Origin of the sequence: Azorhizobium caulinodans ORS 571 (genome assembly GCF_000010525.1) — a bacterium.
Taxonomy (GTDB): Bacteria; Pseudomonadota; Alphaproteobacteria; order Rhizobiales; family Xanthobacteraceae; genus Azorhizobium; species Azorhizobium caulinodans.
On sequence record NC_009937.1, the window covers coordinates 4,179,318 to 4,205,635 of the forward strand.

The window sequence follows — 26,318 nt, forward strand, 5'->3', positions numbered from 1 at the left end:
GACCGGCCCCAACGGGCTGTTCGGATGCCACGATGTATATACAAACGTAATCTGTCAAGAATCCCGCACCCGTGCTAAATAGGCCCATGCGCTTCCCGCCCTCTTTCCTCGACGAGATCCGAACCCGGCTGCCGGTTTCGGAAGTGGTGGGGCGACGGGTCAAGCTGAAGAAGCAGGGCCGCGAGTTCGCCGGCCTCTCGCCCTTCAATGCGGAAAAGACGCCCTCCTTCTTCGTCAATGACCAGAAGGGGTTCTATCACTGCTTCTCCTCGGGAAAGCACGGCGACGTGTTCGACTTCCTGATGGAGACCGAAGGCCTGCCCTTCGGTGAAGCGGTGGAACGGCTCGCGTCCATGGCCGGCCTGCCGCTGCCGGACGTCACGCCGGAGGCCGCCGCCAAGGAGGCCCGCCGCCGCACGCTGCATGAGGTCATGGAGATGGCCGCCGCCTTCTTCGAGGCGGAACTTCAGGCACGGGCCGGCGCCAAGGCACGGGGCTATCTCTCCGATCGCGGGCTCGGCCCCTCCACGCAGAAGCGCTTCCGCCTCGGCTACGCGCCGGGCGACCGCTTCGCGCTGAAGGAGGCGCTCGGCAAGGCGGGCGTCCCGGTCTCCGACATGGTCGAGACCGGCCTTCTCATCGCCGGTGACGACATTCCCGTGCCCTACGACAGGTTCCGGGACCGGGTGATGTTCCCCATCACCGATCTGAAGGGCCGCGTCGTGGCCTTCGGGGGCCGGGCGCTGGAGAAGGACGTTCCGGCCAAATACCTGAACTCGCCGGAGACGCCGCTCTTCCACAAGGGCTCTCTGCTCTACAACGCTTATTCCGCCCGTGCCGCCGTCCAGAAGGGCGCACCCGTCATCGCGGTGGAAGGTTATGTGGACGTGATCGCGCTGGTGGAGGCAGGCTTCGAGGGTGCCGTCGCCCCGCTCGGCACCGCCCTCACCGAGGAGCAGCTCCAGTTGCTCTGGCGTATGGCGGACGAGCCGGTGCTGCTGTTCGACGGCGACAAGGCCGGCCGCCGCGCCGCCTTCCGCGCGGTGGGGCTTGCCTTGCCCCACATCAAGCCGGGCAAGAGCCTCTCCTTCGGCGCGCTGCCGGACGGGCAGGACCCGGACGACCTCATCCGTGCCAGCGGACGCGAGGCCATGGAAGGCGTGCTGGCGCAGGCGCAGCCGCTCTCCGCCATGCTGTGGGCGCGGGAGACCGAGGGCAGCAACCTCGAGACGCCGGAGCGCCGGGCGGCGCTGGAAGCGCGCATCGGCGAGGCGGTGGCCGCCATTCAGGACGAGAACGTCCGCCGCCATTACAAGCAGGATCTGCAGGATCGCCTGCGCCGCCTGCTCTCCCCCGGCAGCGAGAACCGGCCGCGCCGATTCGAGGGCGGCTGGAGCGCTGCGCCCGGTCGCTCGGGCAATTTCCGGCCCCAGAACGGCCGTTTCATGCGCGAGCCGCCGCTGGTGCCGGGCACGGAGCTGGCACGATCTGCGGTGGTGCGGGGGCCTCTCGCCAGCCTGCCGCGCAACGAGGCGCTGCTGCTCTTCTGCCTCATCAACCATCCCTGGCTGATGGACGAATATGCCGAGGAGGTCGCCGGCCTGCCCTTTGCCAACAAGGACGCGGACCGGCTCCGGCGCGCGCTTCTGGAGGCGCATCTGGAAGGCGCCCATGAGGGCGAGGCGCTCACCGAACATCTGACGCGCGAGGATCTCGACGCCCTCGCGCAGCGCGTGCGGGCCTTCGCCAATCCGAAGATGGACTGGCCGGCCTATCCCGACACCGCTCCGGAGGACGCAAGGCTCTGGTGGTTGCAGCGCGCGGCCTTGCATCAAAAGGCTTACGCGCTATCTAAGGAACTGAGGGAAGCTGAACGTTCCCTGGGCTCCGATCCGAGCGAGGCGAACTTCGCGTGGCTGCGCGATGTGCGCGAGCGCCTTTCGGCAGCCGAGGGAACGGAGGCCCTGGTGGAAGGTTTCGGCGCCTCGTCCGGCCGCGGATCGCACAAATCCGTCTAGCCGCTCTGCGCTTTTTGAAGGGCCAAGGGGGCCTGCCGCCTCTTTTTGGGGTTGGAGCGGCCTTCAGGCTGGTTTAACGGGATCGCCATAGGGTGGCCCGCGTTTGAATTGGGATGAGCGGTGGCGCGCAGGCGGCACACCGCTTTCGCCGCCGCGCGGCGATGTGCAGGAGATGTCCATGGCGAAGCAGGCCACCGAGACGACCGAAGCTCCGGAGAAGGAGGTCGACGCCCCCGACGGGCCGTTGCTCGACCTCTCGGACGCGGCTGTCCGGAAGATGATCAAGTCTGCCAAGCGCCGCGGCTATGTGACCTACGAGCAGCTCAATGAAGTGATGCCCTCCGAGGAGGTGACCTCCGAGCAGATCGAGGACACCCTCGCCATGCTCAACGACATGGGCATCAACGTCATCGAGGCCGAAGAGGCGGAAGCCGAGGAAGCCAGCGAGGAAGGCGAGACCGCCGACGAGCCGGAAGAGGTGGACAGCGGCGAACTCGCCGAGCAGTCCCCGCGCGCCGTCGTCCGCTCCGAGACCAAGTCCGAGCCGGGCGAGCGCACGGACGATCCGGTACGCATGTACCTGCGCGAGATGGGCAGCGTCGAACTGCTCTCCCGCGAGGGCGAAATCGCCATCGCCAAGCGCATCGAGGCGGGCCGCGAGGCCATGATCGCCGGCCTGTGCGAAAGCCCCCTCACCTTCCAGGCCATCATCATCTGGCGCGACGAGCTCACCGAAGGCCGCGTCCTGCTGCGCGACATCATCGACCTTGAAGCCACCTATGCCGGCCCCGAGGGCAAGGCGGGTCCGGTGATCGAGGGCGAGACGGCGCTCGCGCCCGAAGCCGGCGAGGACGGCCTCCTCAACGACAGCGCCGCTCCGGGCGATGACGAAGACGACATGGAGAATTCCCTGTCGCTCGCCGCCATGGAGACGGAGATCAAGCCGAAGGTGTTGGAGACCTTCGAGCGCATCGCCGACAACTACAAGAAGCTGCGCCGCCTCCAGGACCAGAATGTCGAATCGAAGCTGAAGAACGAGACCCTCTCGCCCGCGCAGGAGCGCAAGGCGAAGAAGCTCAAGGAAGACCTCGTTCTCGACATGAAGTCGCTGTCGCTCAACCAGGCGCGCATCGATTCGCTGGTCGAGCAGCTCTATGAGATCAACAAGCGCCTCGTGAGCCTCGAGGGCCGCCTGCTCCGCCTCGCGGAGAGCTATGGCGTCGCCCGCGACGACTTCCTGCGCCAGTACCAGGGCTATGAGCTCGACCCGAAGTGGCTGCTGCGGGTCTCCAAGCTCGGCTCCAAGGGCTGGAAGGAATTCGTCGCCCACGAGAAGGACGGCATCCACACCCTGCGCGGCGACATCCACGCCCTCGCCACCGAGACGGCGCTCGAGATCGCAGAATTCCGCAAGATCGTGCAGATGGTGCAGAAGGGCGAGAAGGAAGCCCGCCAGGCCAAGAAGGAGATGGTGGAGGCGAACCTGCGCCTTGTGATCTCCATCGCCAAGAAGTACACGAACCGCGGCCTTCAGTTCCTGGACCTCATCCAGGAGGGCAACATCGGCCTCATGAAGGCGGTCGACAAGTTCGAGTACCGCCGCGGCTACAAGTTCTCGACCTATGCCACGTGGTGGATCCGGCAGGCCATCACGCGCTCGATCGCCGATCAGGCCCGCACCATCCGCATCCCGGTGCACATGATCGAGACGATCAACAAGATCGTCCGCACGTCGCGCCAGATGCTGCATGAGATCGGACGCGAGCCGACCCCGGAAGAGCTGGCCGAGAAGCTCGGTATGCCGCTGGAGAAGGTCCGCAAGGTCCTGAAGATCGCCAAGGAGCCCATCTCCCTCGAAACGCCCATCGGCGACGAGGAAGATTCGCACCTCGGCGACTTCATCGAGGACAAGAATGCGGTGCTGCCCATCGACGCCGCGATCCAGTCCAACCTGCGCGAGACCACGACCCGCGTGCTGGCCTCGCTCACGCCCCGCGAAGAGCGTGTGCTGCGCATGCGTTTCGGCATCGGCATGAACACGGACCACACCCTTGAGGAAGTGGGCCAGCAGTTCTCCGTGACCCGCGAGCGTATCCGCCAGATCGAGGCCAAGGCGCTGCGCAAGCTCAAGCACCCCTCGCGCTCGCGCAAGCTGCGCAGCTTCCTCGACAACTAGGGCGTCGCGGCGATCTCAAGGGCAAGGGAGCGAAGTCGTTGGCAAGCGGCCACGACTTCGCTCACCACATCCATCTGCTCCGAGAGCGGCCTGTCCCAAGAGGCGCTGCTGACGGGGATGCCGAGCATTCCCGTACTTTCCGTGGAATGGTCGATGATGCCCACCAATTTTTCGGCATCTTTGATTCGCCCGCGCAGACCATTCATGATTTGAAGATCAACAATATTTTTGTTCAGTTTCCAGAATATCGAAAATCCGTTCGGCCTATTTTCAAATTTAATCGATATCCCATAGCGATCGCCCGTCGGATCATGAGAGAAACCGGTATAATTATTTTTCAAATAATCTGAAAATTCCTCCACAAACGCATTCCGCTCGGGATCAGTTGCGAACAGCATTCTGTTTACATTTCGCAGACATTCGTGAATCGCAGCCGCGCGCCAAGCCGAGTGAGCCCCCTCTCTGCCCGCAAACCACTCTTTTATCTGTTGAAGAGAGAGCCGAACGCACCATTCCTCGGTCGTCGGCACGCCATCGATATAGGACTTGGGCGCAATCAGAATTGTCCGGTATTTTGTAGCCTTCCCGAGAGCGATTATGTCTTTTCCCCTCTCGTGATAGCGCTGGCACTGATTTTCAGTGAATGCAGCACTGATCTTATCCTCGATCAGGACGGCAATGATATCTTCCCCCTGGTTGAAATAAGCGAGAACGTCGGTCTCTCCCCATTTTGCATTTACCTTCGCCGAAACGGAATGCTCCGCTCCTAAGAATTTCGCTTCCGCAATGCCGATCTGCTCGGCAAACCAGTCCGCGAAGCCGCTATTGGCGTGAAGTTCTTCGAGAATGAACAGATCCAGGTCACGTTCCTGCATTTTGAACGGCGCGGCCATGGCAACTCTCCTCTAACAAACGGCTGCGGGTAAAATCGAATCGGCGGTACGATGATATAAGTCAGAATACAGCTGCTGCGGTTTCAACGGCGAGCGGTGGCCGTCAGTTAAGGCTGGCGACAGGAAGCAAGGCATTGCGCAAGCTCAGCCGCCCGCCCATCGAACCCGAAGGCCCGTCGCCCCCGCGACGGGCCTTTTTCGTTGCGAAGCAACAACAGTTCCGCGCCAGCCTGTGGGCGCAGCATGGCGGTATGAATGATCGTCCCGCGCCATTTCCGCAAGCCGGCCTGATCTGCGCCACGCTGATCGCCGCCTGCGCGGCCGTCATCTACGCCATGCTCAGCCTCTGAGGGGCTGGCCAGCCCTCCGAGCGGCAGGCACAAGCCTTGCTTACCTCTGCGGCAACGGTACGAAACCGTGCCGCCGAGGAGGAACAGGATGCCGTTTGAACTGCCGCTCGACCGCCGCACGCTGCTGAAGGGTTCCGGAACTTTGGGCCTGTCGCTGCTTCTGGGCGGCACCGCTTCCGCGCAGGCCCGCAACGAGACCCTGCTGGTGGTGCAGGAGCTTGGCCCCAACAGCCTCGACATGCATGGCGTCGGCTCCAACCAGACCGTCAACGGCCTTTCCTGGAACACGTACGACCGCCTGCTCACTTATGCCCCCAAGACGCTGCCCGACGGCACGCTCTCCTATGACCGGGCGACGCTGGCGCCGGAGCTGGCGGAGCGCTGGGAAGAGGCGGCGGACGGCATGTCCTGCACCTTCCACCTGCGCAAGGACGCCGTCTTTCATGACGGCACGCCCGTCACCGCCAAGGACGTGAAGTGGTCCTTTGACCGCGCGGTGAGCGTCGGCGGCTTCCCCACCTTCCAGATGTCGGCGGGCTCGCTGGAGAAGAAGGAGCAGTTCGTGGTCGTGGACGACCACACCTTCCGCATCGACTATCTGCGCAAGGACAAGATGCTGCTGTTCAACGTGGCGGTGGTGGTGCCCTTCGTCATCAACTCCGCCCTCGCCCAGAAAAACGCCATGGCGGACGATCCGTGGGCAATGAACTGGCTGAAGACGAACACGGCCGGCGGCGGCGCCTACAAGGTGGAGAGCTGGAAGCCGGGCTCGGAGACGATCCTCACCCGCTTCGACGGCTGGAAGAGCGGCAAGCTCCCCTCCATCCGCCGCATCATCATCCGCGACGTGCCCTCCGCCGGCACCCGCCGGGCCATGCTGGAGCGGGGCGATGCGGACCTCTCCGCCGGCTTCCCGCCCAAGGATTTCGAGCAGCTCATCAAGGAGGCCAAGGTGAAGGTGGTCGGCGTGCCGATCCCCAATTGCCTCTGGTACATCGCCCTCAACACGTCGAAGCCGCCCTTCGACAACGTGAAGCTGCGCCAGGCCATCGCCTGGGCGATGCCTTACCAGCAGATCCAGGACAACGCCTTCTTCGGCCGCGCCATTCCCATGTATGGCGCCAAGAGCACGACGCCCGCCGAGCCGGTGTGGCCGCAGCCCTTCCCCTATGCCACCGACCTTGAGAAGGCGAAGGCGCTGATGGTGGAGGCCGGCTTCCCGAACGGGCTGGAAACGACGCTCTCGCTGGATGTGGGCACCGCGACTGTGGGCGAGCCCACGGCCCTGCTCATTCAGGAAAACCTCGCCAAGATCGGCATCAAGGCCGCAGTGGAGAAGATCCCCGGCGCCAACTGGCGCACGACGCTGAACAAGAAGGAGCTCCCCATGGTGCTCAACAGGTTCAGCGGCTGGCTGGATTATCCGGAATACTATTTCTACTGGAACCTGCACGGCAACAATTCGATCTTCAACATCTCCGCCTACAAGAATGCGGAGATGGACAAGCTGATCGATAAGGCCCGCTTCAGCGCCGACAAGGCGGAATACGCCGAGACGGTGAAGCAGTTCATCGCCATGTGCATGGCCGAGGTGCCCATCGTGCCCCTCAACCAGCCCATGCATGACGTCGCCATGCAGAAGAGCGTCTCGGGCTACGAGTTCTGGTTCCACCGTGAGCCGGACTATCGCCAGTTCACCAAGGGGTAATGCGCTTCGGGGCGGCGTTTGGGGGCTCGTGGGCTCCCAGCGCCCCTCTCAGCGGCCGGCGTCGCGCCCGGCCGTGCCCCCTCCCAACCCTCCCCCCGCAAGCGGGAGAGGGCTTCCCGCTCGATCAGAGAGCGGTCCGCAATGGGGCTCAACGCCCCTGTGAAAGCACCCGCTCCCCGCTGGCACCACAGGTCCCCTCTCCCGCCTGCGGGGGAGGGATAGGGAGGGGGCAAGGCCGGGCGCCCACAAGCAGCGCCAGGCCCCTACCCCAGCCCTCAGAAGCGCCAGGAGAGGATCCCCTTCACGGCCGTCTCCGTGAAGCCGGAGGCGATCTGGCCGTTATAGGCGAGCGACAGGTCGAGATTGTCCGCGAGCTTCGCGCCTGCGCCGAGGCCCAGCAACAGAGCGTCGGTGGCGAGCGGCGCCCCCGCCACGGTAAAGGGCAGCGAGCCGGCCGCAAACGTGAAGGTGGTGGTGGGCGTCACATCGCCGAAGGCGTGCTGCCAGCCGACGCTGCCCGTCAGCGCCACGGGCACGGCCCCCACCTGCACCGTCGTGCGCGCCCGCAGGCCCAGCGTCGTGCTCAGCGTGTCGAAGCTCGCGCTTTGTGCCCGGAGCGCCGCCGGCCCGAAGGGCTCGGTGAAGCCGTTGGTAGACAGCGCCGTGTAGGTGAGACCGGCGAAGGGCTCAAGGCTCACCGGCAGTCCCTCGGTCCTGGGCGCGTAGGTATAGGCGAGTTCGCCGAACACCTGCGCCGTTCCCGCCGAATAGCCGGTGCCATAGCCGGCCACGAGACCTGGCGCCGTGACGGTGCGGCTCACCGAGAGATCGTGCCAGCCATAGGCCGCACCCGCCCGCAGCGCGAAGGCCCCGTTGGCATCGCCCCCGAAGGTGCGGCCGGCATAGAGGGCCAGATCGTAATTGTCGCTGGTGCCGCTGCCCGGCAGGCTGTCCGTGCTGAAGTCCGACTGGCTGTAGCCGCCGGCCACGCCCACCCGCCAGTCCGACAGACGCCCGTCGAGACCGATGAGGAAGCCGGTGAGGGACCGCGTCACGGCGGAGGCATTGCCGTCGCTGGCCGTGCTGCCCCACCCGCCGTAGGCCTGCCCCCAGAGCGTCGTTCCGAAGCCATCGACGGGCGCGAGCTGCGCCGTGCCCGGCGCGCCTTCCGCCTGCGCGAGACGGCCGGTCACGGCGTTGCGCACGTAAGAGGACTGAACCTGGAGCACGCCTTGCGCGGAGGCATAGATCTCGCCGGAGAGGCTGGCCAGCGCCGCCGGCGCCGCAGCCCCCGGCATGACCGCGAGTGCCTGCCCCAGCGGCTGCGCGAGCGCCACCGTATCGGCGGCACGCCCGACGGCGGCGGCATTGGCGGTGGGGGCGAGGGCCGCATAGGAGACGGCGCTGCGGTTCAGCGTCAGGAGGCCGCTGTCGGCGCCGGAGCCGAGGCTCGCCGAGAGGAAGGGATAGACCGCCCCTGCCGTGCCGAAATAGGGACCGCCGACCGTGAAGTTGGAGGCCGTCGTGCCGGCCGAGAAGACGCGGTAGCCGGCCCCGAGCGCCGGCGCGAAACCCTCGCCGGGAATGGGCACGAGCACGGCGCCACCCGCCGTCAGCGTGCCGCCCACGATCAGCCGGTCGGATGTGCCCGGCGTGCCGAGTTCGGCCAGCAGCACGGCTCCGGGCTCGAACGTGGCATTCTCCCGGACGACGTGGGTGCCGATGGAATTGCCCGGCGACAGAGCGCCGCCGGTGCGCACCAGCAGATGGCCCACGGTGCCGTTGCCGCCGAAGGTGCCGGTGTTCTCGACGGTGCCGGTGATGGTGCCGTTGTTGGTGAACTGGCCGGCATTGGACACATTGCCGGTGATGCCGCCGGCGTTCACGAAGACTCCGGTGTTCGCGACGATGGCCGGGGGCGTGGCCGCACCGGGCCCGATGCTGCCGTTGTTGGTGAAGCGGCCGGAGTTCTGCACCGTCCCGGCGATGGTGCCGGTGGCAGCGCTGGTAAACTGTCCGGTGTTCGTCACGTTGCCGGCGATGGAGCCGGCATTCAGGAAGACGCCGGAGTTCGCGATGTTCGCCGTAAAGGCGCCCGTCGCGGTGTTGGTCGCCGTACCGGAATTGCTGAAGCTCACCGCGAAGGTGCCGCTGTTCACCACGGTGCCGGCATTGCTCACGCTCACCGAGGACGGCCCGGTAAAGGTTCCGGCGTTCGAGAGGGTGCGCCCCGCAGCGACAGTGTAGCCGCCGCTGGCATCAAGGAAGGTGGCCCCCGCCAGTACGGAGAGGGAGCCGATGAGCGTGCCGCCGAGCTGGGTGGTGCCGCTCGCCACCACGGTGCCGCCCGAATGGGTGAGCTGGCCGTTCAACGTGACGCTACCGCCTTGCAGGGTGAGCTGGCCGGTGCCGGTGAAGTCGCTATTGAAAGTGGCGGTCGAGCCGGAAGCCGTCGCGACGGTCGCATTCGCAATCAGCAGCACCGGCAGGTTGGTGGCGAAGTCCGATGTGAGATTGAGGGTGCCCTGCGCGGCGATCATCTGCGTGACCTGCGCCGTGCTGCCCGGATAATTGTTCAGCGCGAGGCCGATGAAGCCGCCGTCCGCATCATACAGCACGTTGTAGCCGGCATAGGTGTGCAGGCCGGAATTGATGAAGCCGGAGGATGAATCGAAGAAGCTCACCCGGGTCGGCGTCTGCGGATTGGTGCTGGCGGGGCTCGTGCTGCTCGGCACCGTGAAGCTGTAGGTGCCGATGCCGTTTCCGAGCTGCAGCGTCACCACGGTGTTCGAGGCCGGCGTGATGGACCCGCCATTGGGAATGCCGATGAAGGCGTCTTCCACGCCCGTGTCCATGAGCAGCGTGCCCTTGCCCGAGGCGCTGCTGGCCGGCGTGCTGGCCCCGGCGGGGGTTGTCACCGTCACGGTCACCGTCGTCGCCAGCCACTGGGGCGCGCCGGCGGTCTGCTTCGGAGCCAGCGCGAGCTGGGCATAGCTGTAGGCCTGCGCCGAGGTGTTGGCCTCGGTCAGCCCCAGATAAACGCCCGTGGGCGTGATGATGTAGCCGTTGCGATAGGCGCCCGAGCCGCTGGTGACCACATTGAGGAAGGGATTGTAGATCTGCGGCGTGGTCGGCGCCGCGTCGAGCCGGGCCGCCGCCGCCGTGGGATTGGACGTGTTCACCACGCCCGTGCCCATCGTGTTGCGATCGAAGCCGATGCCCATCATCTGCACGCCGTTGACCGAGGTTGCGGCATCGCAGGTGGACGAGTTGGCACCGACGCCGAGGCACTGGGCCTGCGTGACCACCAGCACCGGCACGTTCGAGACCACGGGCGTCGCCGCGCCGTTGGCGTCCTTGCCGGAGAACTGGACATTCTGCTGGCTGAAATAGCCGGTCAGCAGCAGGCCCGAGCTGTTGTAGAAGACCCAGCCCGCCTGCGCATTCACCGGTGCGGTCGTGCTGAGGCCGAGAACGTTCGCGGAGATGACGAGGCCGGTCGAGCCGGTATCCATGGTGGGATAGAGCGTGTGACCGGCCACGGACACGTTGAAATTCATCGTCGTCGCATTGGAGAGCGCGCCCGAAAGGCCCCGCGCATACTCGATGAAGTAGGACTGGCTGTAGCTGTTGTACATCGACCAGGTCAGGGCGTCGGCCGCATGGGCCGCCGGCGGCAGCGCCACCGATGCCAGCATCACCGCCAGCCATGCGCGCCGCATCGCGCGCCGGCTGCCGCGCGACATCGCTCCACCGTGCGCCGTTCCAGCGCTCCGCCCCACCGCATTCATCACGATCGCCCCCACCAGGATGGGGCGACGGTGACGGGCACCTGCGGTTAGGTCAATGCGGTAGACCGCTACGACGGCGCGGGGCGAACCGGGCGTGCCCGGAATGCCACAACCGGACCCCTCTTTTTGCGGCTAAGCTACAGATAAGTCTCATATTCCAGCGGCAGGATGGCGCGGGTGAAGGCCCCGCATTCCTCCTGCTTCATCACCCCATAGATGCGCTGGTAGTCCGCGCCGAAGGTGCGGGTGATGAAGTCGGAAGCGAGGAAGCCCTCCACCGCCGCGGCCATGGAGGGCGACAGCCGCTCCGTCTCGCCCTCGAAGGCGTTGCCACTAAGCGGCGGCGGCGGCTCCATTTCCCGCTCGATGCCTTCCAGCATGCCGGCGAGAATGCCCGCCATGACCAGATGCGGATGGGCCTCGGCCCCGGCGATGCGGTGTTCCAGCCGGCGGGCGGCCGGCGGTCCGTTGGGCACGCGCACGGCCACGGAGCGATTGTCATAGCCCCAGCTGATGCCGGTGGGCGCATAGCTCGCGGGCACGAGGCGTCGATAGCCGTTGAAGCTCGGCACGAAGAACAGCAGCGTGTCCTTCATGGTGGCGAGCAGGCCGGCCGCCGCATAGCGCAACAGGCGCTCGCCCACGCCGTCGGGCCGGGCGAAGGCATTCGTGCCGTCCACACCGCCAAGGCTGATGTGCACATGCATGCCATTGCCCGCGAACTCGGCGAAGGGCTTGGCCATGAAGGTGGCCCGCATGCCGTTCCGGCGGGCCACGCCATCGATGAGGCGCCGCAGCAGGATGGCTTCGTCCGCCGCCGCCAGCGCATCGGGGCGGTGATAGAGATTGATCTCGAACTGCCCCGGCGCGGCTTCCGAAATCACCGTGTCCGCCGGCAGGCCCTGCACCTTGGCCGCCTCGCGCATCTCGTGCAGCACGCCGGCGCAGGCATCGAGATCGGACATGGAATACATGTTCTGCCGGGCTTCGCCCGTGTGCGGGAAGATCGGCACCGGCGCCTCGCCGGGGCCCCAGGGCTTGAGCAGATAGAATTCGAGCTCGAACGCCACCGTGGGCTCGAAGCCCAGCGCCCGCGCCCGCTCCACCTGCCGCACCAGTTGCTGGCGCGGGTCCAGCATCCAGGGCGCGCCGTCGTCCTGATGCATGGTGAGCAGCACCTGCGCCGCCGGACGCGGTGACCAGGGCACCGGCTTCAGCGTGCCGGGGATGGGCCGGCACAGGCCGTCACGGTCGCCGGTCTCAATATGGATGCCGGTGGAATTGACTTCCCGGCCCCAGATATCCAGGCCGAACAGTGAGCGGGGCATCGGCACGCCGTCGCGCCAGATCTTGCCCATGCTGGTGCCGGGCACCCACTTGCCGCGCAGCACGCCGCTGGTATCGGGCAGCAGCACCTCGACGATGTCCGGCTGTCCGAAACGGGCTATGAAATCGGCCGCTTCGTCCCCCGACGGAGCAGCTTCGGCGCCCGCGGCGGGGTCGCATTCGGCAGCTTGCATGTGACTTCCGTAAAAAAATGCGATTTTTCCATCATCCAAGCGCGACTCGATGGAACCGACAAGCTTCAGCGGAGCTTATTGCCTCCGTTGATGCGTGTCGGGAGTTTGGTCTTGGACAAGGGGCTGCCAGTCGCGATGGCCGCGGCGTGGGGGTGCAGGCATGCGCCCCTGCGCGCTTTTGTCATGCGCGGATGGGCGCATCGTCGGGCCTGCGGCCTTGAAAGGCAAGGGCCGGCTGTGGACCGGAGCCGCCCGTGAGCACACCCACCCTCCCCGCTCGGTCCGGCCGCCAGGTGCTCCTCCAAGCCACCATGATGGGCTGTGGCCTGGCCGTGCTCGTCGTGATCAGCGTCGCGTCGCTCTTCCTCATCAACCGCACACGCGAGGACGCGAACCAGGTCACCCAGACCCTGCTCATGGAGAATGACCTTTCCACCCTGCGCAACCAGGTGCTGCGCGCGGAAAGCTCCCAGCGCGGCTTCCTGCTGACGGGCGACACCGATTATCTGGGCGCCTTCGATTCGTCGGTCGCCGAAATGGGGCCGCTCCTCGACCAGATCAGAGAGCGCCTGCGGGGCGACACGCGCCGCCTCGCCGCGGCTGAGCAACTCACCGATCTGGTGCGCGCCAAGCAGGATGAACTGCGCCACACCGTGCTTCTCAAGCGGTCCGGAAACGACACCGGCGCCCTCGCCGTGGTGCGCACCGATCGCGGCGAGCGACTGACGCGCGACATCAGCGCCATCATCGCCACCATGCAGAAGACCGAGCAGGCGCTGCTGGCGGAGCGCTCGGAGACCTCCAGCCGCTCCAGCTTCCTGCTGCTGATCGTCAACCTCGTGGGCGTCGCTGCCCTCATCATCATCGCCGTCATCGGCCTGCGGCTCGCCCAGAAGACCGCCGACGCCCTGCGGCGCGCCCATCACGAGGTGGAAGGCGCCAACCAGATCCTCGAGCAGCGGGTGGCCGAGCGCACCGCCGACCTCCAGGAAGCCAATAACGAGATCCAGAGCTTCGCCTACATCGTCAGCCATGACCTGCGCGCGCCGCTGGTCAACATCATGGGCTTCACCAGCGAACTGGAAGCGCTGCGCACCGACCTGTTCGACCGTCTTGCCGACCTGCGCCGCCGCGTGGGCGAGGAGGCCTCCGACTCGGACGAGGACCTCGACAAGGACTTCAGCGAGGCCTTCGGCTTCATCAAGGCGTCCATCACCAAGATGGACCGCCTCATCAACGCCATCCTCGATCTCTCTCGCCAGGGGCGGAAGGAATTCGCCCCCGCCGCCATCAACGTCACCGAGCTGATGCAGGCCATCACCGCCACCATGGCGCACCAGCTGATGGACCGCGAAGCCAAGGTCAGCATCACGCCCCTGCCCTCGATCATCTCCGACCGGCTCGCCCTCGAACAGGTGTTCACGAACCTGATCGACAATGCGGTGAAGTACCTGCGCCCGGAAGTCCCCGGCCTGATCGAGATCTCGGCGCGCGAGACGCCCGGCTACATCACCTACATGATCCGCGACAACGGCCGCGGCATCGATCCCAACGACCGCGCGCGGGTGTTCGAGCTGTTCCGGCGCTCGGGTCCGCAGGACCGGCCGGGGGAAGGCATCGGGCTCGCCCATGTGCGGGCCCTCGTCCGGCGCCTTGGGGGAGGCATCACGCTGGACTCGGAACTGGGGCAAGGCACCGTCTTCAAGGTGACGCTGCCCCGCAAGCTCGTTGTCGACACTCATGGGGGAAAGAATGCCTGAGCATGTGACCATCGTCATGATCGAGGACGATCCGGGCCACGCGCGGCTGATCGAGAAGAACATCCGCCGCGCCGGCGTGCTCAACGAGATCATGCCCTTCACCGACGGCACCAGCGCCATCTCCTTCCTGTTCGGACCGGACGGAACGGGCGCGGTGAACGCGGGGCGTGCTTTACTGATCCTGCTCGACCTCAACCTGCCCGACACCACCGGGGTCAACATCCTGAAGCGCATCAAGGAAAACGAGCACCTCAAGCGCTCGCCCGTGGTGGTGCTCACCACCACCGACGACAAGGTGGAAATCCAGCGCTGCTATGACCTCGGCGCCAATGTGTACGTGACAAAGCCGGTCAATTACGAGAACTTCTCCAATGCCGTGCGTCAGCTCGGCCTGTTCTTCTCGGTCATCCAGGTGCCAGAGGCAAAGTAATGGGCGAAGCGGCGCGCAAGGACGCCCCCCCGGACATGGCGGGGGCGACCGAGATCCGGATGCTCTATATTGACGATGATCCGGGGCTCGCGCGTCTTGTGCAGCGCCAGCTCGGTCGCCGCGGCTATGCGGTGGAGACCGCCGCCTCAGGGGTGGAAGGGCTGGAGCGTATCCGCGCCGGCGGCATCGACGTGGTGGCGCTCGACCATTACATGCCCGGCCAGGACGGGCTCCAGACGCTGGAGGCCATCCGCGCCCTGCCCGCCCCGCCGCCCGTGGTCTATGTCACCGGCACACAGGAAAGCCGCGTCGCCGTCGCGGCCCTGAAGGCCGGGGCGGCGGACTATGTGGTCAAGGAAGTCCAGGGCGACTTCATCGAACTCCTCACCTCCGCCATCAACGCCGCCCTTGAACAGGTGAAGATGCGCCGCGCCCACGAGGCGGCGGAGGCCGAGATCCGCGCCGCCCGCGACCGCTTCGAGGCGCTGGCGGCCGAACGGGCGATGCTGCTGCGGGAGATGAACCACCGCGTCGGCAATTCGTTGCAGATCATCATGTCGCTGCTGCACCTCCAGGCGGGCGCCACCGACAATGAGGAGGTGCAGACGGCGCTCAGCAACGCGCGCGGGCGCGTCGCCGCCGTCGCGCAGGTGCACCGCCGGCTCTATACGTCCGAGCAGGTGGGCAGCGTGTCGGTGGACCAGTATCTGGGCGCGCTGCTGGATGACCTCCAGATCTCCGCCCAGCATGGCGATGTGGGCATCACCATCGACACCGACATCGCACCGCTGGAGATCGATCCGGATCGGGCAGTGGCGCTCGGCGTGGTGGTCACCGAACTCGTCATCAACGCCTCGAAATATGCCTATCCCGGCAGCAAGGGGCCGGTGCGCGTCACGCTGGCGGTGGACGGGCCGCAGGCGCGTCTCAGTGTCGAGGACGACGGCATCGGTCTCGGCGGCGAGACGGCGGCCAAGGGCAACGGCCTTGGCAACCGCATCGTCACCGCCATGGCCTCCAAGCTGGGGGCGTCGCTGGCCTTCCTGCCGAAGGACAAGGGCACGTCCGTGCGCATGGAGTTTCCGCTCCAGCCGCAGGACGGCCGGAGCGCCCACTGATAAACGGCGCTGGCCGCTCAGCCGACGTCGGTGGGGAAGCCCGCTTCCTTCCAGCCGAGAATGCCGCCCTGCATATGCTCCTCATAGGGCAGGCCCGCCGCCTGCGCGAGGGCGAGCGCCTTCTGGGAGCGCTGGCCGGAGCGGCAGGAAAAGACGAGCCTCTTGCCCTGCGGGTCCGGCAAGGCTGACGCATCGAACGTCTGCAGGGGGAAAAGGACGGAACCGGGAATGCGCTCGGCCGTCGTCTCATTGGGTTCGCGCACGTCCACCAGCAGGATGGTGCCATCCTCCAGACCGGCCTTCACGTCCGCCGGCGTGAGATGCACGACGCGGCCGCCGAAGGGATTGATTTCACTCATCTGGCGATCTCCATTTCGGCGTCCAAACTGCCCCATGCGGGCGCGGGCTGGCAAGCGCTTCGCGACGCGCCCGCTCCCCGCATGTCCCTCGCGTCGTCACAGCTCGCGCGCATCTCCGCAGGATAATCGCATGCGTTGAATACAACGTACCAAAGCACCTCTTTGCGCCATTTGGATACCTTACACAACGTAAGATTGTACCAAAATTTCCTCCCGAACCGGCGCCGCTCATCTGCCGTTCATGTTCGATTTGATAGGTGGATGGCGTTATCGCGTTGCCGCCGAGCGGCGGTTCGGAGAGAGGATCGATGCACGGGCGTCCGTGGATGATCGCGCTGGTCGCAGGAGCCATCGGGCTCATGGGCGTGTCGGGTGAGGCGAAAGCCCAGAACGACGCGGTGCCGGGCGCGATCTTCGGCGGCGTGGCCGGCGCGCTGATCGGCGGTGCCGTAAGCGGCAAGGCCGGCGGCGCCGTAGCCGGAGCCCTCATCGGCGGTACGACCGGCGCCATTGTCGGCTCGCAGGTCAACCGCCCCCCGCCGCCGCCTCCGGCGTACTATTTCTGGAATGGGAACCGGTGCTTCTACCGGTACCCCAACGGGCAGGTGATCCGCGTGTCGCGCGGATATTGCCAGTAGAGCTATTGGTCGGTTTCGTTCCCCCGCACGGTTCCGATCAGTGGAAAGGCGTCGGCTTCGGCCGGCGCCTTTTTACTTTCTGCGTCCGGTTTCATTTCTGCGGCGGCGACGCGCTCCGGAGCCGGATCCGTCTCGTTTTCAGGAGTTGGAGGGCGATTCACTGCTCAGATTGATGCAATCCGAGCGGATCGCGCTCTAGAGTGCGGCCATGACGCGCACCCGCTTTGCACTGCCCTCCCTTGATGACCTCACCACCGGCGGCAAGCGTGCCGTCGCCGCAGCGCTCGCGGGCGTCGAGACGGCGCGCGGCACACCCGCCCTCACCGCCTTGCTCGATGCCGCTGCCGCCAACGCCCGCGCGCAGGTTCTCGGGCTCACCGGCCCGCCGGGGGTCGGCAAGTCCACCCTGACGAACGTGCTCGTGCAGCGCGCCCGCGTCGCGGGCCGCACCGTGGCGGTGCTGGCGGTGGACCCCTCCTCCCGGCGCACCGGCGGCGCCCTGCTGGGCGACCGCGCGCGCATCCAGACCGATCCGGAGGACCGGGGCGTGTTCGTGCGCTCCATGGCGGCGCGGGACCGGCTGGGCGGCCTCTCGGACGATGCGGTGGCCGCCGCCGTGCTGCTGCGCGCGGTCTATGATCTCGTGATCGTGGAGACAGTCGGCGTCGGCCAGTCGGAAGCGGACATCGACCTCATCGCGGATACGGTGGTGCTGTGCATCCAGCCCGCCTCCGGCGACAGCCTCCAGTTCATGAAGGCGGGCGTCATGGAACTGCCCGACGTCATCGTGGTGACCAAGGCCGACATGGCCGAGATGTCCCGCCGCGCAGCCGCCGACGTGAGCGGCGCGCTGGCGCTTGCAGGCGAAGACGGCGCCTGGCGCGTGCCGGTGATTCGCCTCTCCGCCGCGACGGGGGAAGGCATCGACGCCTTTGCCGAGGCCGTCGCCAACCACCGCGCCTTCCTCGACGCGGACGATCGCCTCTCCGACCGGCGGTCCACGCAGGAAAAGCGCTGGGTCGAGGAGGCGGTCAAGGTGCGGTTCGGCACCGACGGGCTGCGCCGAGCCCGGGCGCTCGCCGTGCCCGAGAGCGGTCCCTTCACCCGAGAGGCCTTTCTCGCGACATGCTTAACCGGCGGGTAAGGTTGATAAATCATTCTAGCCGCGTGTCCGGCGCTGCGCCGGGTGCGCGGGTGCGTTCCTGCCCGCCGGTCCCGCCGGCAGGCCCGTGGAGCCCCGCCTGACAGTTCGGGGCATCAGGGATGGCGGAACGGCCGAAGGGCGCGCAACGCGATGGCGTCGCGCGTGGTGAGGACTTGCGTGCGCGCGACGGCCGCGAGCCGGAGCGGCCCCGCGGCCGGCGGAACGGCATGCTGCGCCAGGCTGCCTATGGGCTCGCCGCGCTGGCTGCCTCCACCGTCGCGGCGGGCCCCGCCGCCCAGCGGGCGCTGGCGCAGTCGCTGCCGTCCGACGCCATGCTCTCGCGCAGCTTCTCCGACCGCACGCCCAACATGCTGTTGAGCAGCCCGCTGAAGGCGCTGAAGGTGGCGACCCTCGATCTGCCGCCGGCCATCGGCAGCGGCCTCGGTTTCACCGTGCCTGACAGTCCCGCCGCCACCGACCCCGCCCGCGTCACCAGCCGCGCGGCGCCGAAGATCCCCGCCCGCGCCGAGGAGGATGGCTATGCCTATCCCCCGCCGCTTGTGCTCGATGCACCGGTGAAGCCGGCGGAAACCGAAGCCTCTGCGCCCGCTGCGGCTCCGCCCTCTGCCGATCCCTCCGCAGCAGAGGATCCGGCACGGGCCTCCGCCCTCGCCCCCGCCGCCGATGCCCTGGCGCCAGTTGTGCAGGCACCCCGCGCACCGGAAGCCGGCGCTGCGGCCGAGGCCGTCATCGCGGCCCCCACATCGCCCGTCATCGTGGCCGCGCTCCCCGATGCCGCGAGTGCCGTTCCCTCGGTCCCGGCACCGGCCCTCGCGGCCGCGACGCCGGATGCGGACGACGCGGCCCCCGCGGACGCCGAGACGCCCGCCCTCTTCGGCCCCGCTCCCGTGGCCACGAACGGCTATCTGGAAATTGCCCTCGACAGCCTGCTCTCGCTGCCCGGCATCGAGGACCAGATGGTGGCGAGCGACGATGCGAGCCCGGAGCTTTTCGGGCCGGACATCAGCGGCGCCGACGTGGACCCGAATGCGCTCGCCGCGCCCGAGCGGCACGGCGGCATCGGCAGCGACGCCCTTTTCCCCACACTGCCCGACGATCAGGGCTGGGCGGATGTCGGCACCGGCGCGGACGGTGAGGAGAGCCCTCTCTATCGCGACCGCTCGGTGGTGTTCGGCGTCAATCCCGATGTCTTCCCGGCGCAGCCCTTCGAGCATTCGCTGGTGAGCATTCCGGCGAGCCTCGTGCCCATGCCGCTCTCGCCGCCGCCGGAGCGGGGCGAGCCGCTGTTCGGCCGCACGGGACCGGCCGGCGCCACATTCGCCGAGCGTCTCGGCCTCACCGGCCCGGATCGGGCCCGCGCCGAAAAGTGCCTCGCCGAAGCCATCTATTTCGAGAGCCGGGGTGAACCCAAGCGCGGCCAGATCGCCGTTGCGCAGGTGGTCATGAACCGCGTCTTCTCGGGCTATTATCCCAATGACGTCTGCAAGACCGTCTATCAGAACGCCCACCGGCACCTCGCCTGCCAGTTCACCTTCGCCTGCGACGATGTGAAGGACGTGGTGCGCGAGCCGGACATGTGGGTGCAGGCCAAGGAGATCGCCGCCGACATGCTGGACGGCAAGCTCTGGCTCGACAGCGTCGGACCCGCGACCCACTACCACGCCTACTGGGTCCACCCCTCCTGGGTACGGGAGATGCGCAAGCTGGACCGCATCGGGGTGCACACCTTCTACCGGCCCAAGCGCTGGGCGAGCTGACCGGCTCGGCACCTTCCCGAATCAAAAAGGCCCCGGCGCCAGAAGCGCCGGGGCCTTTTGTTTGTGCCGGGCCGCCGGAAGGCAGCCCTTGCGGATCAGGCTTCGCTCTGGGCTTCCACCACGGCGACGGCGGTCATGTTGACGATGCCGCGGGCGGTCACCGTCGGGCCGAGGATGTGCGCCGGCTTGGCGGTGCCCATGAGGATGGGGCCGACCGGGAGCGCGTCGCCCAGCACCTTGATCATGTTGTAGGCGATGTCCGCCGCATCGAGGTCGGGCATCACCAGCACGTTGGCCACGCCCTGGAGGCGCGAGTGCGGGAGAATGCGCTCGCGGGCATCCGGCAGCAGCGCGAGTTCCGCCTGCATCTCGCCATCCACCTCAAGCTCCGGCGCGCGGTCCTTGAGGATGTCGAGGGCCGCACGGACCCGGCGGGCGCAGACGGTGTCGTTGCTGCCGAAATTGGAGTGCGACAGCAGGGCCACCTTCGGCTCGATGCCGAAGCGCCGCACGTGCGCGGCGGCGAGGATGGTCATCTCCGCAAGGTCGGCGGCGTTCGGCTCGGTCTGCACCTGCGTGTCGCACAGGAACAAATTGCCCTTCGGAGTGATGAGCAGCGAGAGCGCGGCCAGTTCGCGCACGCCCGGAGCCAGGCCGATGATGTCGCGCACATGACGCAGATGGCGGGAGAAGCGGCCTTCGATGCCGCACAGCATGGCATCCGCCTCGCCCTTCTTCACGGCCAGCGCCGAGATGACGGTCGAGGAGGTGCGCACCAGCGTGCGGGCGGCATCCGGCGTCACGCCGCGACGGCCGGCGATCTCGATGTAGGAGCGCACGAAGTCGCGGTAGCGCGGATCGTCTTCGGGGTTGATGACCTCGAAGTCCTTGCCGGGACGGATCGAGAGACCGAAGCGCTGGAGGCGGGCTTCGAGCACGCTCGGGCGGGCGACGAGGATGGGATGGGCAATGCCCTCCTCGATCACCGCCTGCGCGGCGCGCAGCACGCGCTCGTCCTCGCCCTCGGCGTAGATGACGCGCTTCTTGTCCTGCTTCGCGCGCTGGAACAGCGGACGCATGATGAAGCCGGAGCGGAAGACGAACTCGTCGAGCTTCTCGTTATAGGCGTCGAAATCGGCGATGGGCCGGGTGGCGACGCCGGTGTCCATGGCCGCCTTGGCCACCGCCGGGGCGATGCGCAGGATGAGGCGCGGATCGAACGGCGAAGGAATGATGCTGTCCGCACCGAAGGCGCGGGTCTCGCCGCCATAGGCGCGGGCCACCACGTCGGAGGGCGTCTCGCGGGCGAGCGCGGCGATGGCTTCCACCGCCGCCATCTTCATCTCGGCATTGATGTCGGTGGCACCCACATCCAGCGCGCCGCGGAAGATGTAGGGGAAGCAGAGGACGTTGTTCACCTGGTTCGGGAAGTCCGAACGGCCGGTGCAGATCATGGCGTCGGGCCGCACGGCGCGGGCCTCTTCCGGCATGATCTCGGGATTGGGGTTGGCGAGCGCGAGGATGAGCGGACGATCCGCCATGCGCTGGACCATCTCCGGCTTCAGCACGCCGCCGGCGGAGAGGCCGAGGAAGATGTGCGCGCCGTCGATCACCTCGGCGAGCGTGCGGGCGTCGGTCTTCTGGGCATAGACAGACTTGTAGGGGTCCATGAGGGTCTCGCGGCCTTCATAGACCACGCCCTCGATGTCGCAGACCCAGATGTTCTCGCGCTTGGCGCCGAGGGTCACCAGCAGGTTGAGGCAGGCGATGGCCGCCGCGCCCGCACCGGAGGTGACGATCTTGAGGTCTTCGATCTTGCGGTTGCCGATCTCCAGCGCGTTGCGGACGGCAGCGCCGACGATGATGGCGGTGCCATGCTGGTCGTCGTGGAAGACCGGAATCTTCATGCGCTCGCGCAGGCGCTTCTCCACCTCGAAGCACTCGGGCGCCTTGATGTCCTCAAGGTTGATTCCGCCGAAGGTGGGCTCCAGCGCGGCCACCGTCTCGACCAGATGGTCGATCTCGGTGGCGGCGAGCTCGATGTCGAACACGTCGATGCCGGCGAACTTCTTGAACAGGACCGCCTTGCCCTCCATCACGGGCTTGGAGGCGAGCGGGCCGATGTTTCCGAGGCCGAGCACGGCGGTGCCGTTGGACACCACCGCCACAAGATTGGCGCGGGTGGTCAGTTCTGCGGCCTGGAGCGGGTCAGCCTTGATGGCCTCGCAGGCCGCGGCGACGCCGGGAGAATAGGCCAGAGCGAGATCGCGCTGATTGCCGAGGGGCTTGGTCGCCTGGATTTCCAGTTTCCCAGGCTTGGGGCTGCGATGGTAGACAAGCGCGCCGGATTTCAGATCCTCGGAAATGTTCGACATGTTTGACGCCATGTCCTCCCCCAAGCCTCTCTTACAGATGTCCACCGAACGGGCGGGCAACCTATCCCCCGCGGCGGGGGATGTCACGGTCTGGCATGGCGATTTCGCGGCGAATAGCGCCAAGCTCGGTGGATTCGGTTCCACGTGGAGGAAAAAGCACGCATGAAAAAGGTCATCATCACTGTCGCAGTGATCGCCGTACTGGGTGTCGGCGGCTATTTCGGCTTCGACCGGTTCGTGCAGATGCGCGCCCGCAACGACGTGGAGACTGTCTTTGCGTCCCTGCGCCAGAAGGGCGCCCAGGCGAGCTACAAGGATGTCGCCTTCACCCTCTCCGGCCGCCGCCTCACGGTGACCGGCATCGAGATCACCGGCCCCGCTGCCGGCCAGCAGGTGAAGCTTGAGCGGCTGGACGCCCAGGAGGTGACCTCGCCCTCCGGCGGCACGGTGCAGGCCAAGTCGGTCGAGCTCACGGGCCTCAGCGTCGCCGTGACGGACCCGCTGGCCGCCCAGACCAAGGTCACCTATTCCGCGCCGCAGGTCAGCCTCGTCGGCTACTCCGGCCCGGACCGCATGCCCGCCGTGCCCCCGGGCAGCAAGGCGACGCAGGCCCTGCGCGACGGCCTCGTGCTGTTCGGCGCGGTGCGCATCGACAGCGTGAGCATTCCCAAGCTCAGCGGCGATGTGACGCCCCCGCCGGCGCAGGGCGACAAGCCGGCGGCGGCGCCCTCCAGCTTCACCTATGAGGCCCTCACGGCCTCCGGCATCGGCGAGGGACGCATCGCCGAGCTGAAGGTCGGCAAGATGCTCGTGTCCACCACCACCGTCATCGAAGCCACGACGGTGCCCGTCGTGGTGGACGTGGCCGACCTGCGCGCCTCCGGCATCGACACCGGGCCGATCCGCATGCTGACCGACGCCGAGCCCAAGGCCTCCAGCCCGCTGCCCATCTACGAGAAGATCAGCACCGGCGCCTATCGCCTGCGGCACAAGGAGACCAACCTCTTCTCCGCCGGCAGCCTGAGCGCGCAGCGCGTGGCCATCAATCCCGAGAAGCTGTCCATCGAGCGGCTCCAGCAGCTTTCGGCCCTCGCCCAGCAGCCCCCTTCGGACGACCCCAAGCAGGTGGTCGCCATCGTGGAGCGCACCCTGCCGGTGATCGACGGCTTCGCGGTCGGCCAGATCTCCGTGAACGACATCGCGCTGGCCGAGAAGGACGCCGCGGTGAAGATCGCGGCCATGAACATGAAGGGCTTCGTGGACGGCCGTCTGGAGACGCTGGAGGTTCTCGGCCTCACCAGCCAGCTCCCCGGCGAGAAGCCCTCCACGGTGAAGCGCGCCGCCATCCTGGGCCTGTCGCTCAAGAGCATTCTTGAGCAGAGCGCGGCCATGGCCAGCAAGGACGACAAGAACGAACTGATCGCCCTCAATGCCAGCGCCGCCGTGCTGAAGAGCTTCTCCGGCTTCGAGCTGGAGGGCCTCGAGGCGCCCTATGACGCCAACGGCAAGATGGTGAGCATCGAGAAGATGTCGCTCTCCTGGGGCGATTTCACCGGCCTCCTGCCCACCCGCGTCGCCTTCCGCCTCGACAAGGTGAGCGGCCCGATCTCGGCGGAGGACGGCGAGCCCTTCAGCTATCTCGCCGCCGCCGGCATGGACCGCACGAGCATCTCGTCCGTGCTCAACCTGAGCTACGACGCCAATGCCCGGAGCCTTGCCCTCGCGCCGGCCTCGCTGGAGTTGGAGAAGGCCTTCTCCGCCAAGATCGAGGCGCGGCTGGAGAACGTGCCGAAGGACGTGTTCGACGCGGCACCCCAGGACGTGATGAACAATCCCACCGCCATCCTCGCCAAGCTGCAGAACGTGACCGCCGGCGCGCTGTCGGTCACCGTGACCGATCTCGGCCTCGCCAATCTGATGCTGAAGCAGCAAGCGGAACTCGCCGGCGTCGAGCCGGAGGATCTGCGGTCCGAGCTTATCTCGGGCATCCAGATGGGGACGCAGGATGCCGCGACCGTCAATCCGGACGCGGCTGCGGTGGGCGAGGCGATCGCCGCCTTCGTGAAGGCGCCGGGCACCATCACCGTCACCCTCACGCCGAAGCGGCCCCTCCCGGTCGCGTCCCTGCTGAGCCTGGACGATCCCTTCGACGCCCTCGCCGCCTTCAAGATGACGGCGACGGCCGGCCCGCGTCCCTGACGGACCGACCGGCGTAGTTTCAAGAGGAGAGCGGCGCGCCGGATCCAGGCGCGCCGTTTTCGTAAGGACCGGATGCCCGGAGCGCTGCCTCCAGCGCCTCATTCGCCGCAGCGAGGTCAGCCGTTGCGGTTTCGCCGTCCGCAGGCGCTGTAAGGCAAGCTTCCGCCCGCGCAAGACGGGCTGCCCCATCCGCCGTCAGAGCGAGGCTGCCGCTCTCCGCCTGACCGGCCACTTGCCGTGCCCAATGGACTGACGCCAGAAGGGTCCGCGGCAGCGGATCGGGCTCCGCTCCAACCACCAGACGGCGCGCGGCCTCCAGGCTCGCCAGCGCGCCCGCCGCCTCGCGGAAGCTGCGGTCCACCGCCCGCATGGCGCGCACCGGCTGCGCCGACACATCACCAGCGAGGCGCTGCCGCGACAGACGGACCACCTCGGCCAGCCCCGCCATGACGGCCCGCACCTGCCGCGCCAGCAGCGGCCGCGTCGGCACGGGGAAGATGACAAGCGCGCAGAGCATGGCGATGAGACAGCCGGCGCTCACCTCGGCCAGCCGGATCTCCAGCAGCTCGGACATGGTGGCGCCGAGACTGCCGTAGACCAGGCCCACCAGCACGGTGAGGAAGAAGATCGCCTTGGCATAGGCATGCAGGATGAAGAAGGCCCAGCCAGCGACGCAGACGAGCATCAGGGCGACCTCGGCCGCCGGATGTCCCCGGAGGGCGTAGGTCGCCGCCGCGCCGGCCACGACTCCGGCCAGCGTCCCGATGATGCGCTGGGCGCTGCGGTGGATCATCTCGGCGCGCGAGCGCATGCCGAGCAGCACGAGGAAGACGGAGAAGACGCCCCAGAACCAGCGCTCGGGCGAGATGGCGAGCCCCACCCAGAGGGTGAGCGTGCCGGCGAGAGCCACGCGCACCGCCGCCCGCCACGCGAGCCCCACCGGGCCGGCGGCAGGGGCGCCGGGCGCGGGGCGGAAGCCCGTGGCCGCTGCCCCCGCGATCTCCGACATGCGGGCGGCGGCCACCTCGATGTCGCGCACAGTGCGGCGGGTCGGGCCGCAGGGCACGTCCACACCGCGGGGCGGAGCGAAGGCCCCCTCTTCCAGCCGGGCGGCGCAGGCGAGCAGCAGGCGGGCGCATTCGCGGGGTGGCGGGCGCAGACGCAGCGCCCCCACTGCCTGCTCGAAGGCCAGAACCGCCTCGGCCATGCTTGCGGCATAAGCAGCACCAGCACCGACGCGACCGGCGGCGAGCGCCAGATGGTCCTCCACCAGCAGCGCCACCTCGTTCAGGCGGGCCAAAGCGAGGTCCGGCTCGCGGCCCTCGGCCATCCGCCGCAGCACCGCCGCGCCCCGGCAGGCAAGCGCCTGCACCGCCCGGCGCAGCACGGCGGCGGGCGCGGAAGGCAGGAGGACGCGGCAGACCAGCACCACCACCGCCAGCGCCACCGGCACGATGGCGAGGGCAGCGCCGAGGTCCGCGGGTCCGGGATGGAGGTAGAGCCCAACATAATAGAGCACGCCTGCCACCATGCCCGCCGCGGTCGGGCCGAGACCGAGGGGATGCACGGCGACCGCCAGCGTCAGCACGAGGATGAAGCCCGCCTGCACCAGCGCCGGCCAGGGGGCGAGCAGCGCGCCGCACAGGTAGGTGGAGAGCGCGCAGGCCACGACGAGGCCCAGCGCACGGGCATAGTCCCGCCAGCCCGTCTGACGCACCAGAACCGGGAGCACCATGGCCAGCACCAACGCGGGCGCCGCGACGGTCAGCGGCAGGCCGGTGAGCTTGAGGCCGGGCAACAGGAGACCACCCGTGAGGATGACGCAGGCCAACACCCGCAGGGCGATGAAGGTGCGCAGCAGGCCGGGATCGGACTGCTGGAGCGCCGCCAGCGCACGCCGGCACCACGCCAGGGCCGGAAACCGGCGCAGGGGCAGGACGAGCGGGGCAACCGGCATGGGCGCTCCTTTAGGTCAGCATTATTGACCTAAACTAACGCACCCCGCTGCGCTGCACAAGCGGTCCGGCCCGATCCGCAAAACGCCAAAGGCCCGCCGGGTGA

17 protein-coding genes are annotated in these 26,318 nt (G+C 67.6%); 11 read left to right on the plus strand and 6 right to left on the minus strand.

What is annotated here, in order from left to right; genetic code table 11:
* Positions 1 to 86: 86 nt before the first annotated feature.
* Together dnaG and rpoD are read left to right on the plus strand one after the other, a co-directional pair.
* Complete coding sequence (dnaG, locus tag AZC_RS18765; RefSeq protein WP_012172165.1) at positions 87 to 2,018, plus strand: DNA primase; 1,932 nt, start codon at positions 87 to 89, stop codon at positions 2,016 to 2,018.
* Positions 2,019 to 2,196: 178 nt separating this feature from the next.
* Positions 2,197 to 4,194 carry an RNA polymerase sigma factor RpoD gene (gene rpoD / locus AZC_RS18770; RefSeq protein WP_043879595.1) on the plus strand — a complete coding sequence of 666 codons (1,998 nt, stop codon included), beginning with the start codon at positions 2,197 to 2,199 and terminating at the stop codon, positions 4,192 to 4,194.
* Here the strand turns inward: rpoD and AZC_RS18775 are convergent.
* Positions 4,191 to 5,087 carry a PD-(D/E)XK nuclease family protein gene (locus AZC_RS18775; RefSeq protein ID WP_043879596.1) on the minus strand — a complete coding sequence of 299 codons (897 nt, stop codon included), beginning with the start codon at positions 5,085 to 5,087 and terminating at the stop codon, positions 4,191 to 4,193. The two genes, rpoD and AZC_RS18775, sit on opposite strands and share 4 nt — an antisense overlap.
* Positions 5,088 to 5,221: 134 nt before the next feature.
* On the opposite strand from AZC_RS18775, the gene AZC_RS18780 reads away from it, so the two are divergent.
* Complete coding sequence (locus AZC_RS18780) at positions 5,222 to 5,437, plus strand: hypothetical protein (protein WP_012172168.1); 216 nt, start codon at positions 5,222 to 5,224, stop codon at positions 5,435 to 5,437.
* Between the two features lie 88 nt (positions 5,438 to 5,525).
* A complete protein-coding gene (locus AZC_RS18785) occupies positions 5,526 to 7,145 on the plus strand; it encodes an ABC transporter substrate-binding protein (protein WP_043879597.1) in 1,620 nt (539 codons plus the stop codon).
* A gap of 275 nt (positions 7,146 to 7,420) precedes the next feature.
* Here the strand turns inward: AZC_RS18785 and AZC_RS18790 are convergent, their stop codons facing one another.
* Positions 7,421 to 10,891 (minus strand): autotransporter domain-containing protein, encoded by a 3,471-nt coding sequence (locus AZC_RS18790; RefSeq protein WP_043879598.1) that lies wholly within the window; start codon positions 10,889 to 10,891, stop codon positions 7,421 to 7,423.
* 182 nt (positions 10,892 to 11,073) lie between these two features.
* The gene (locus tag AZC_RS18795) at positions 11,074 to 12,456 is read right to left on the minus strand and encodes a glutamine synthetase family protein (protein ID WP_043879599.1); all 1,383 of its coding nucleotides are present in this window, start codon (positions 12,454 to 12,456) and stop codon (positions 11,074 to 11,076) included.
* A gap of 254 nt (positions 12,457 to 12,710) precedes the next feature.
* Between AZC_RS18795 and AZC_RS18800 the strand changes: the two genes are divergently transcribed.
* From AZC_RS18800 to AZC_RS18810, 3 genes are read left to right on the plus strand one after another with little or no spacing between them, the layout of a single operon-like run.
* Positions 12,711 to 14,216, plus strand: coding sequence for a sensor histidine kinase (locus AZC_RS18800; protein ID WP_012172172.1), 1,506 nt, complete (start codon positions 12,711 to 12,713; stop codon positions 14,214 to 14,216).
* Complete coding sequence (locus AZC_RS18805; RefSeq protein WP_012172173.1) at positions 14,209 to 14,646, plus strand: response regulator; 438 nt, start codon at positions 14,209 to 14,211, stop codon at positions 14,644 to 14,646. The genes AZC_RS18800 and AZC_RS18805 overlap by 8 nt, the downstream gene beginning before the upstream one ends.
* A complete protein-coding gene (locus AZC_RS18810) occupies positions 14,646 to 15,764 on the plus strand; it encodes a sensor histidine kinase (RefSeq protein WP_244421739.1) in 1,119 nt (372 codons plus the stop codon). The genes AZC_RS18805 and AZC_RS18810 overlap by 1 nt, the downstream gene beginning before the upstream one ends.
* 17 nt (positions 15,765 to 15,781) lie before the next feature.
* Here the strand turns inward: AZC_RS18810 and AZC_RS18815 are convergent, their stop codons facing one another.
* Positions 15,782 to 16,123, minus strand: coding sequence for a rhodanese-like domain-containing protein (locus AZC_RS18815; protein WP_012172175.1), 342 nt, complete (start codon positions 16,121 to 16,123; stop codon positions 15,782 to 15,784).
* 326 nt (positions 16,124 to 16,449) lie between these two features.
* On the opposite strand from AZC_RS18815, the gene AZC_RS18820 reads away from it, so the two are divergent.
* The 3 genes from AZC_RS18820 (at position 16,450) to AZC_RS26165 (ending at position 19,683) form a co-directional block, all read left to right on the plus strand.
* A complete protein-coding gene (locus AZC_RS18820; protein WP_052286002.1) occupies positions 16,450 to 16,761 on the plus strand; it encodes a glycine zipper domain-containing protein in 312 nt (103 codons plus the stop codon).
* 208 nt (positions 16,762 to 16,969) lie between these two features.
* Positions 16,970 to 17,905, plus strand: a complete 936-nt coding sequence (locus AZC_RS18825) for an ArgK/MeaB family GTPase (protein WP_012172177.1) — start codon at positions 16,970 to 16,972, stop codon at positions 17,903 to 17,905.
* Between the two features lie 227 nt (positions 17,906 to 18,132).
* Complete coding sequence (locus AZC_RS26165; RefSeq protein ID WP_244421740.1) at positions 18,133 to 19,683, plus strand: cell wall hydrolase; 1,551 nt, start codon at positions 18,133 to 18,135, stop codon at positions 19,681 to 19,683.
* Between the two features lie 95 nt (positions 19,684 to 19,778).
* On the opposite strand, the gene AZC_RS18835 is transcribed toward AZC_RS26165, so the two are convergent.
* Positions 19,779 to 22,058, minus strand: a complete 2,280-nt coding sequence (locus AZC_RS18835; RefSeq protein WP_012172179.1) for an NADP-dependent malic enzyme — start codon at positions 22,056 to 22,058, stop codon at positions 19,779 to 19,781.
* Positions 22,059 to 22,220: 162 nt separating this feature from the next.
* On the opposite strand from AZC_RS18835, the gene AZC_RS18840 reads away from it, so the two are divergent.
* The gene (locus AZC_RS18840) at positions 22,221 to 24,257 is read left to right on the plus strand and encodes a hypothetical protein (RefSeq protein ID WP_043879600.1); all 2,037 of its coding nucleotides are present in this window, start codon (positions 22,221 to 22,223) and stop codon (positions 24,255 to 24,257) included.
* 19 nt (positions 24,258 to 24,276) lie between these two features.
* Here the strand turns inward: AZC_RS18840 and AZC_RS18845 are convergent, their stop codons facing one another.
* Positions 24,277 to 26,214 (minus strand): FUSC family protein, encoded by a 1,938-nt coding sequence (locus tag AZC_RS18845; protein WP_012172181.1) that lies wholly within the window; start codon positions 26,212 to 26,214, stop codon positions 24,277 to 24,279.
* Positions 26,215 to 26,318: the final 104 nt, after the last annotated feature.

Excerpts from the sequence above, each read along its gene's own strand:
- dnaG (WP_012172165.1), top strand. The coding sequence starts at position 87 with ATGCGCTTCCCGCCCTCTTTCCTCGACGAGATCCGAACCCGGCTGCCG.
- rpoD (WP_043879595.1), top strand. The coding sequence starts at position 2,197 with ATGGCGAAGCAGGCCACCGAGACGACCGAAGCTCCGGAGAAGGAGGTC.
- AZC_RS18775 (WP_043879596.1), bottom strand. The coding sequence starts at position 5,087 with ATGGCCGCGCCGTTCAAAATGCAGGAACGTGACCTGGATCTGTTCATT.
- AZC_RS18785 (WP_043879597.1), top strand. The coding sequence starts at position 5,526 with ATGCCGTTTGAACTGCCGCTCGACCGCCGCACGCTGCTGAAGGGTTCC.
- AZC_RS18790 (WP_043879598.1), bottom strand. The coding sequence starts at position 10,891 with ATGTCGCGCGGCAGCCGGCGCGCGATGCGGCGCGCATGGCTGGCGGTG.
- AZC_RS18795 (WP_043879599.1), bottom strand. The coding sequence starts at position 12,456 with ATGCAAGCTGCCGAATGCGACCCCGCCGCGGGCGCCGAAGCTGCTCCG.
- AZC_RS18805 (WP_012172173.1), top strand. The coding sequence starts at position 14,209 with ATGCCTGAGCATGTGACCATCGTCATGATCGAGGACGATCCGGGCCAC.
- AZC_RS18810 (WP_244421739.1), top strand. The coding sequence starts at position 14,646 with ATGGGCGAAGCGGCGCGCAAGGACGCCCCCCCGGACATGGCGGGGGCG.
- AZC_RS18815 (WP_012172175.1), bottom strand. The coding sequence starts at position 16,123 with ATGAGTGAAATCAATCCCTTCGGCGGCCGCGTCGTGCATCTCACGCCG.
- AZC_RS18820 (WP_052286002.1), top strand. The coding sequence starts at position 16,450 with ATGATCGCGCTGGTCGCAGGAGCCATCGGGCTCATGGGCGTGTCGGGT.
- AZC_RS18825 (WP_012172177.1), top strand. The coding sequence starts at position 16,970 with ATGACGCGCACCCGCTTTGCACTGCCCTCCCTTGATGACCTCACCACC.
- AZC_RS26165 (WP_244421740.1), top strand. The coding sequence starts at position 18,133 with ATGCTGCGCCAGGCTGCCTATGGGCTCGCCGCGCTGGCTGCCTCCACC.
- AZC_RS18835 (WP_012172179.1), bottom strand. The coding sequence starts at position 22,058 with ATGTCGAACATTTCCGAGGATCTGAAATCCGGCGCGCTTGTCTACCAT.
- AZC_RS18840 (WP_043879600.1), top strand. The coding sequence starts at position 22,221 with ATGAAAAAGGTCATCATCACTGTCGCAGTGATCGCCGTACTGGGTGTC.
- AZC_RS18845 (WP_012172181.1), bottom strand. The coding sequence starts at position 26,214 with ATGCCGGTTGCCCCGCTCGTCCTGCCCCTGCGCCGGTTTCCGGCCCTG.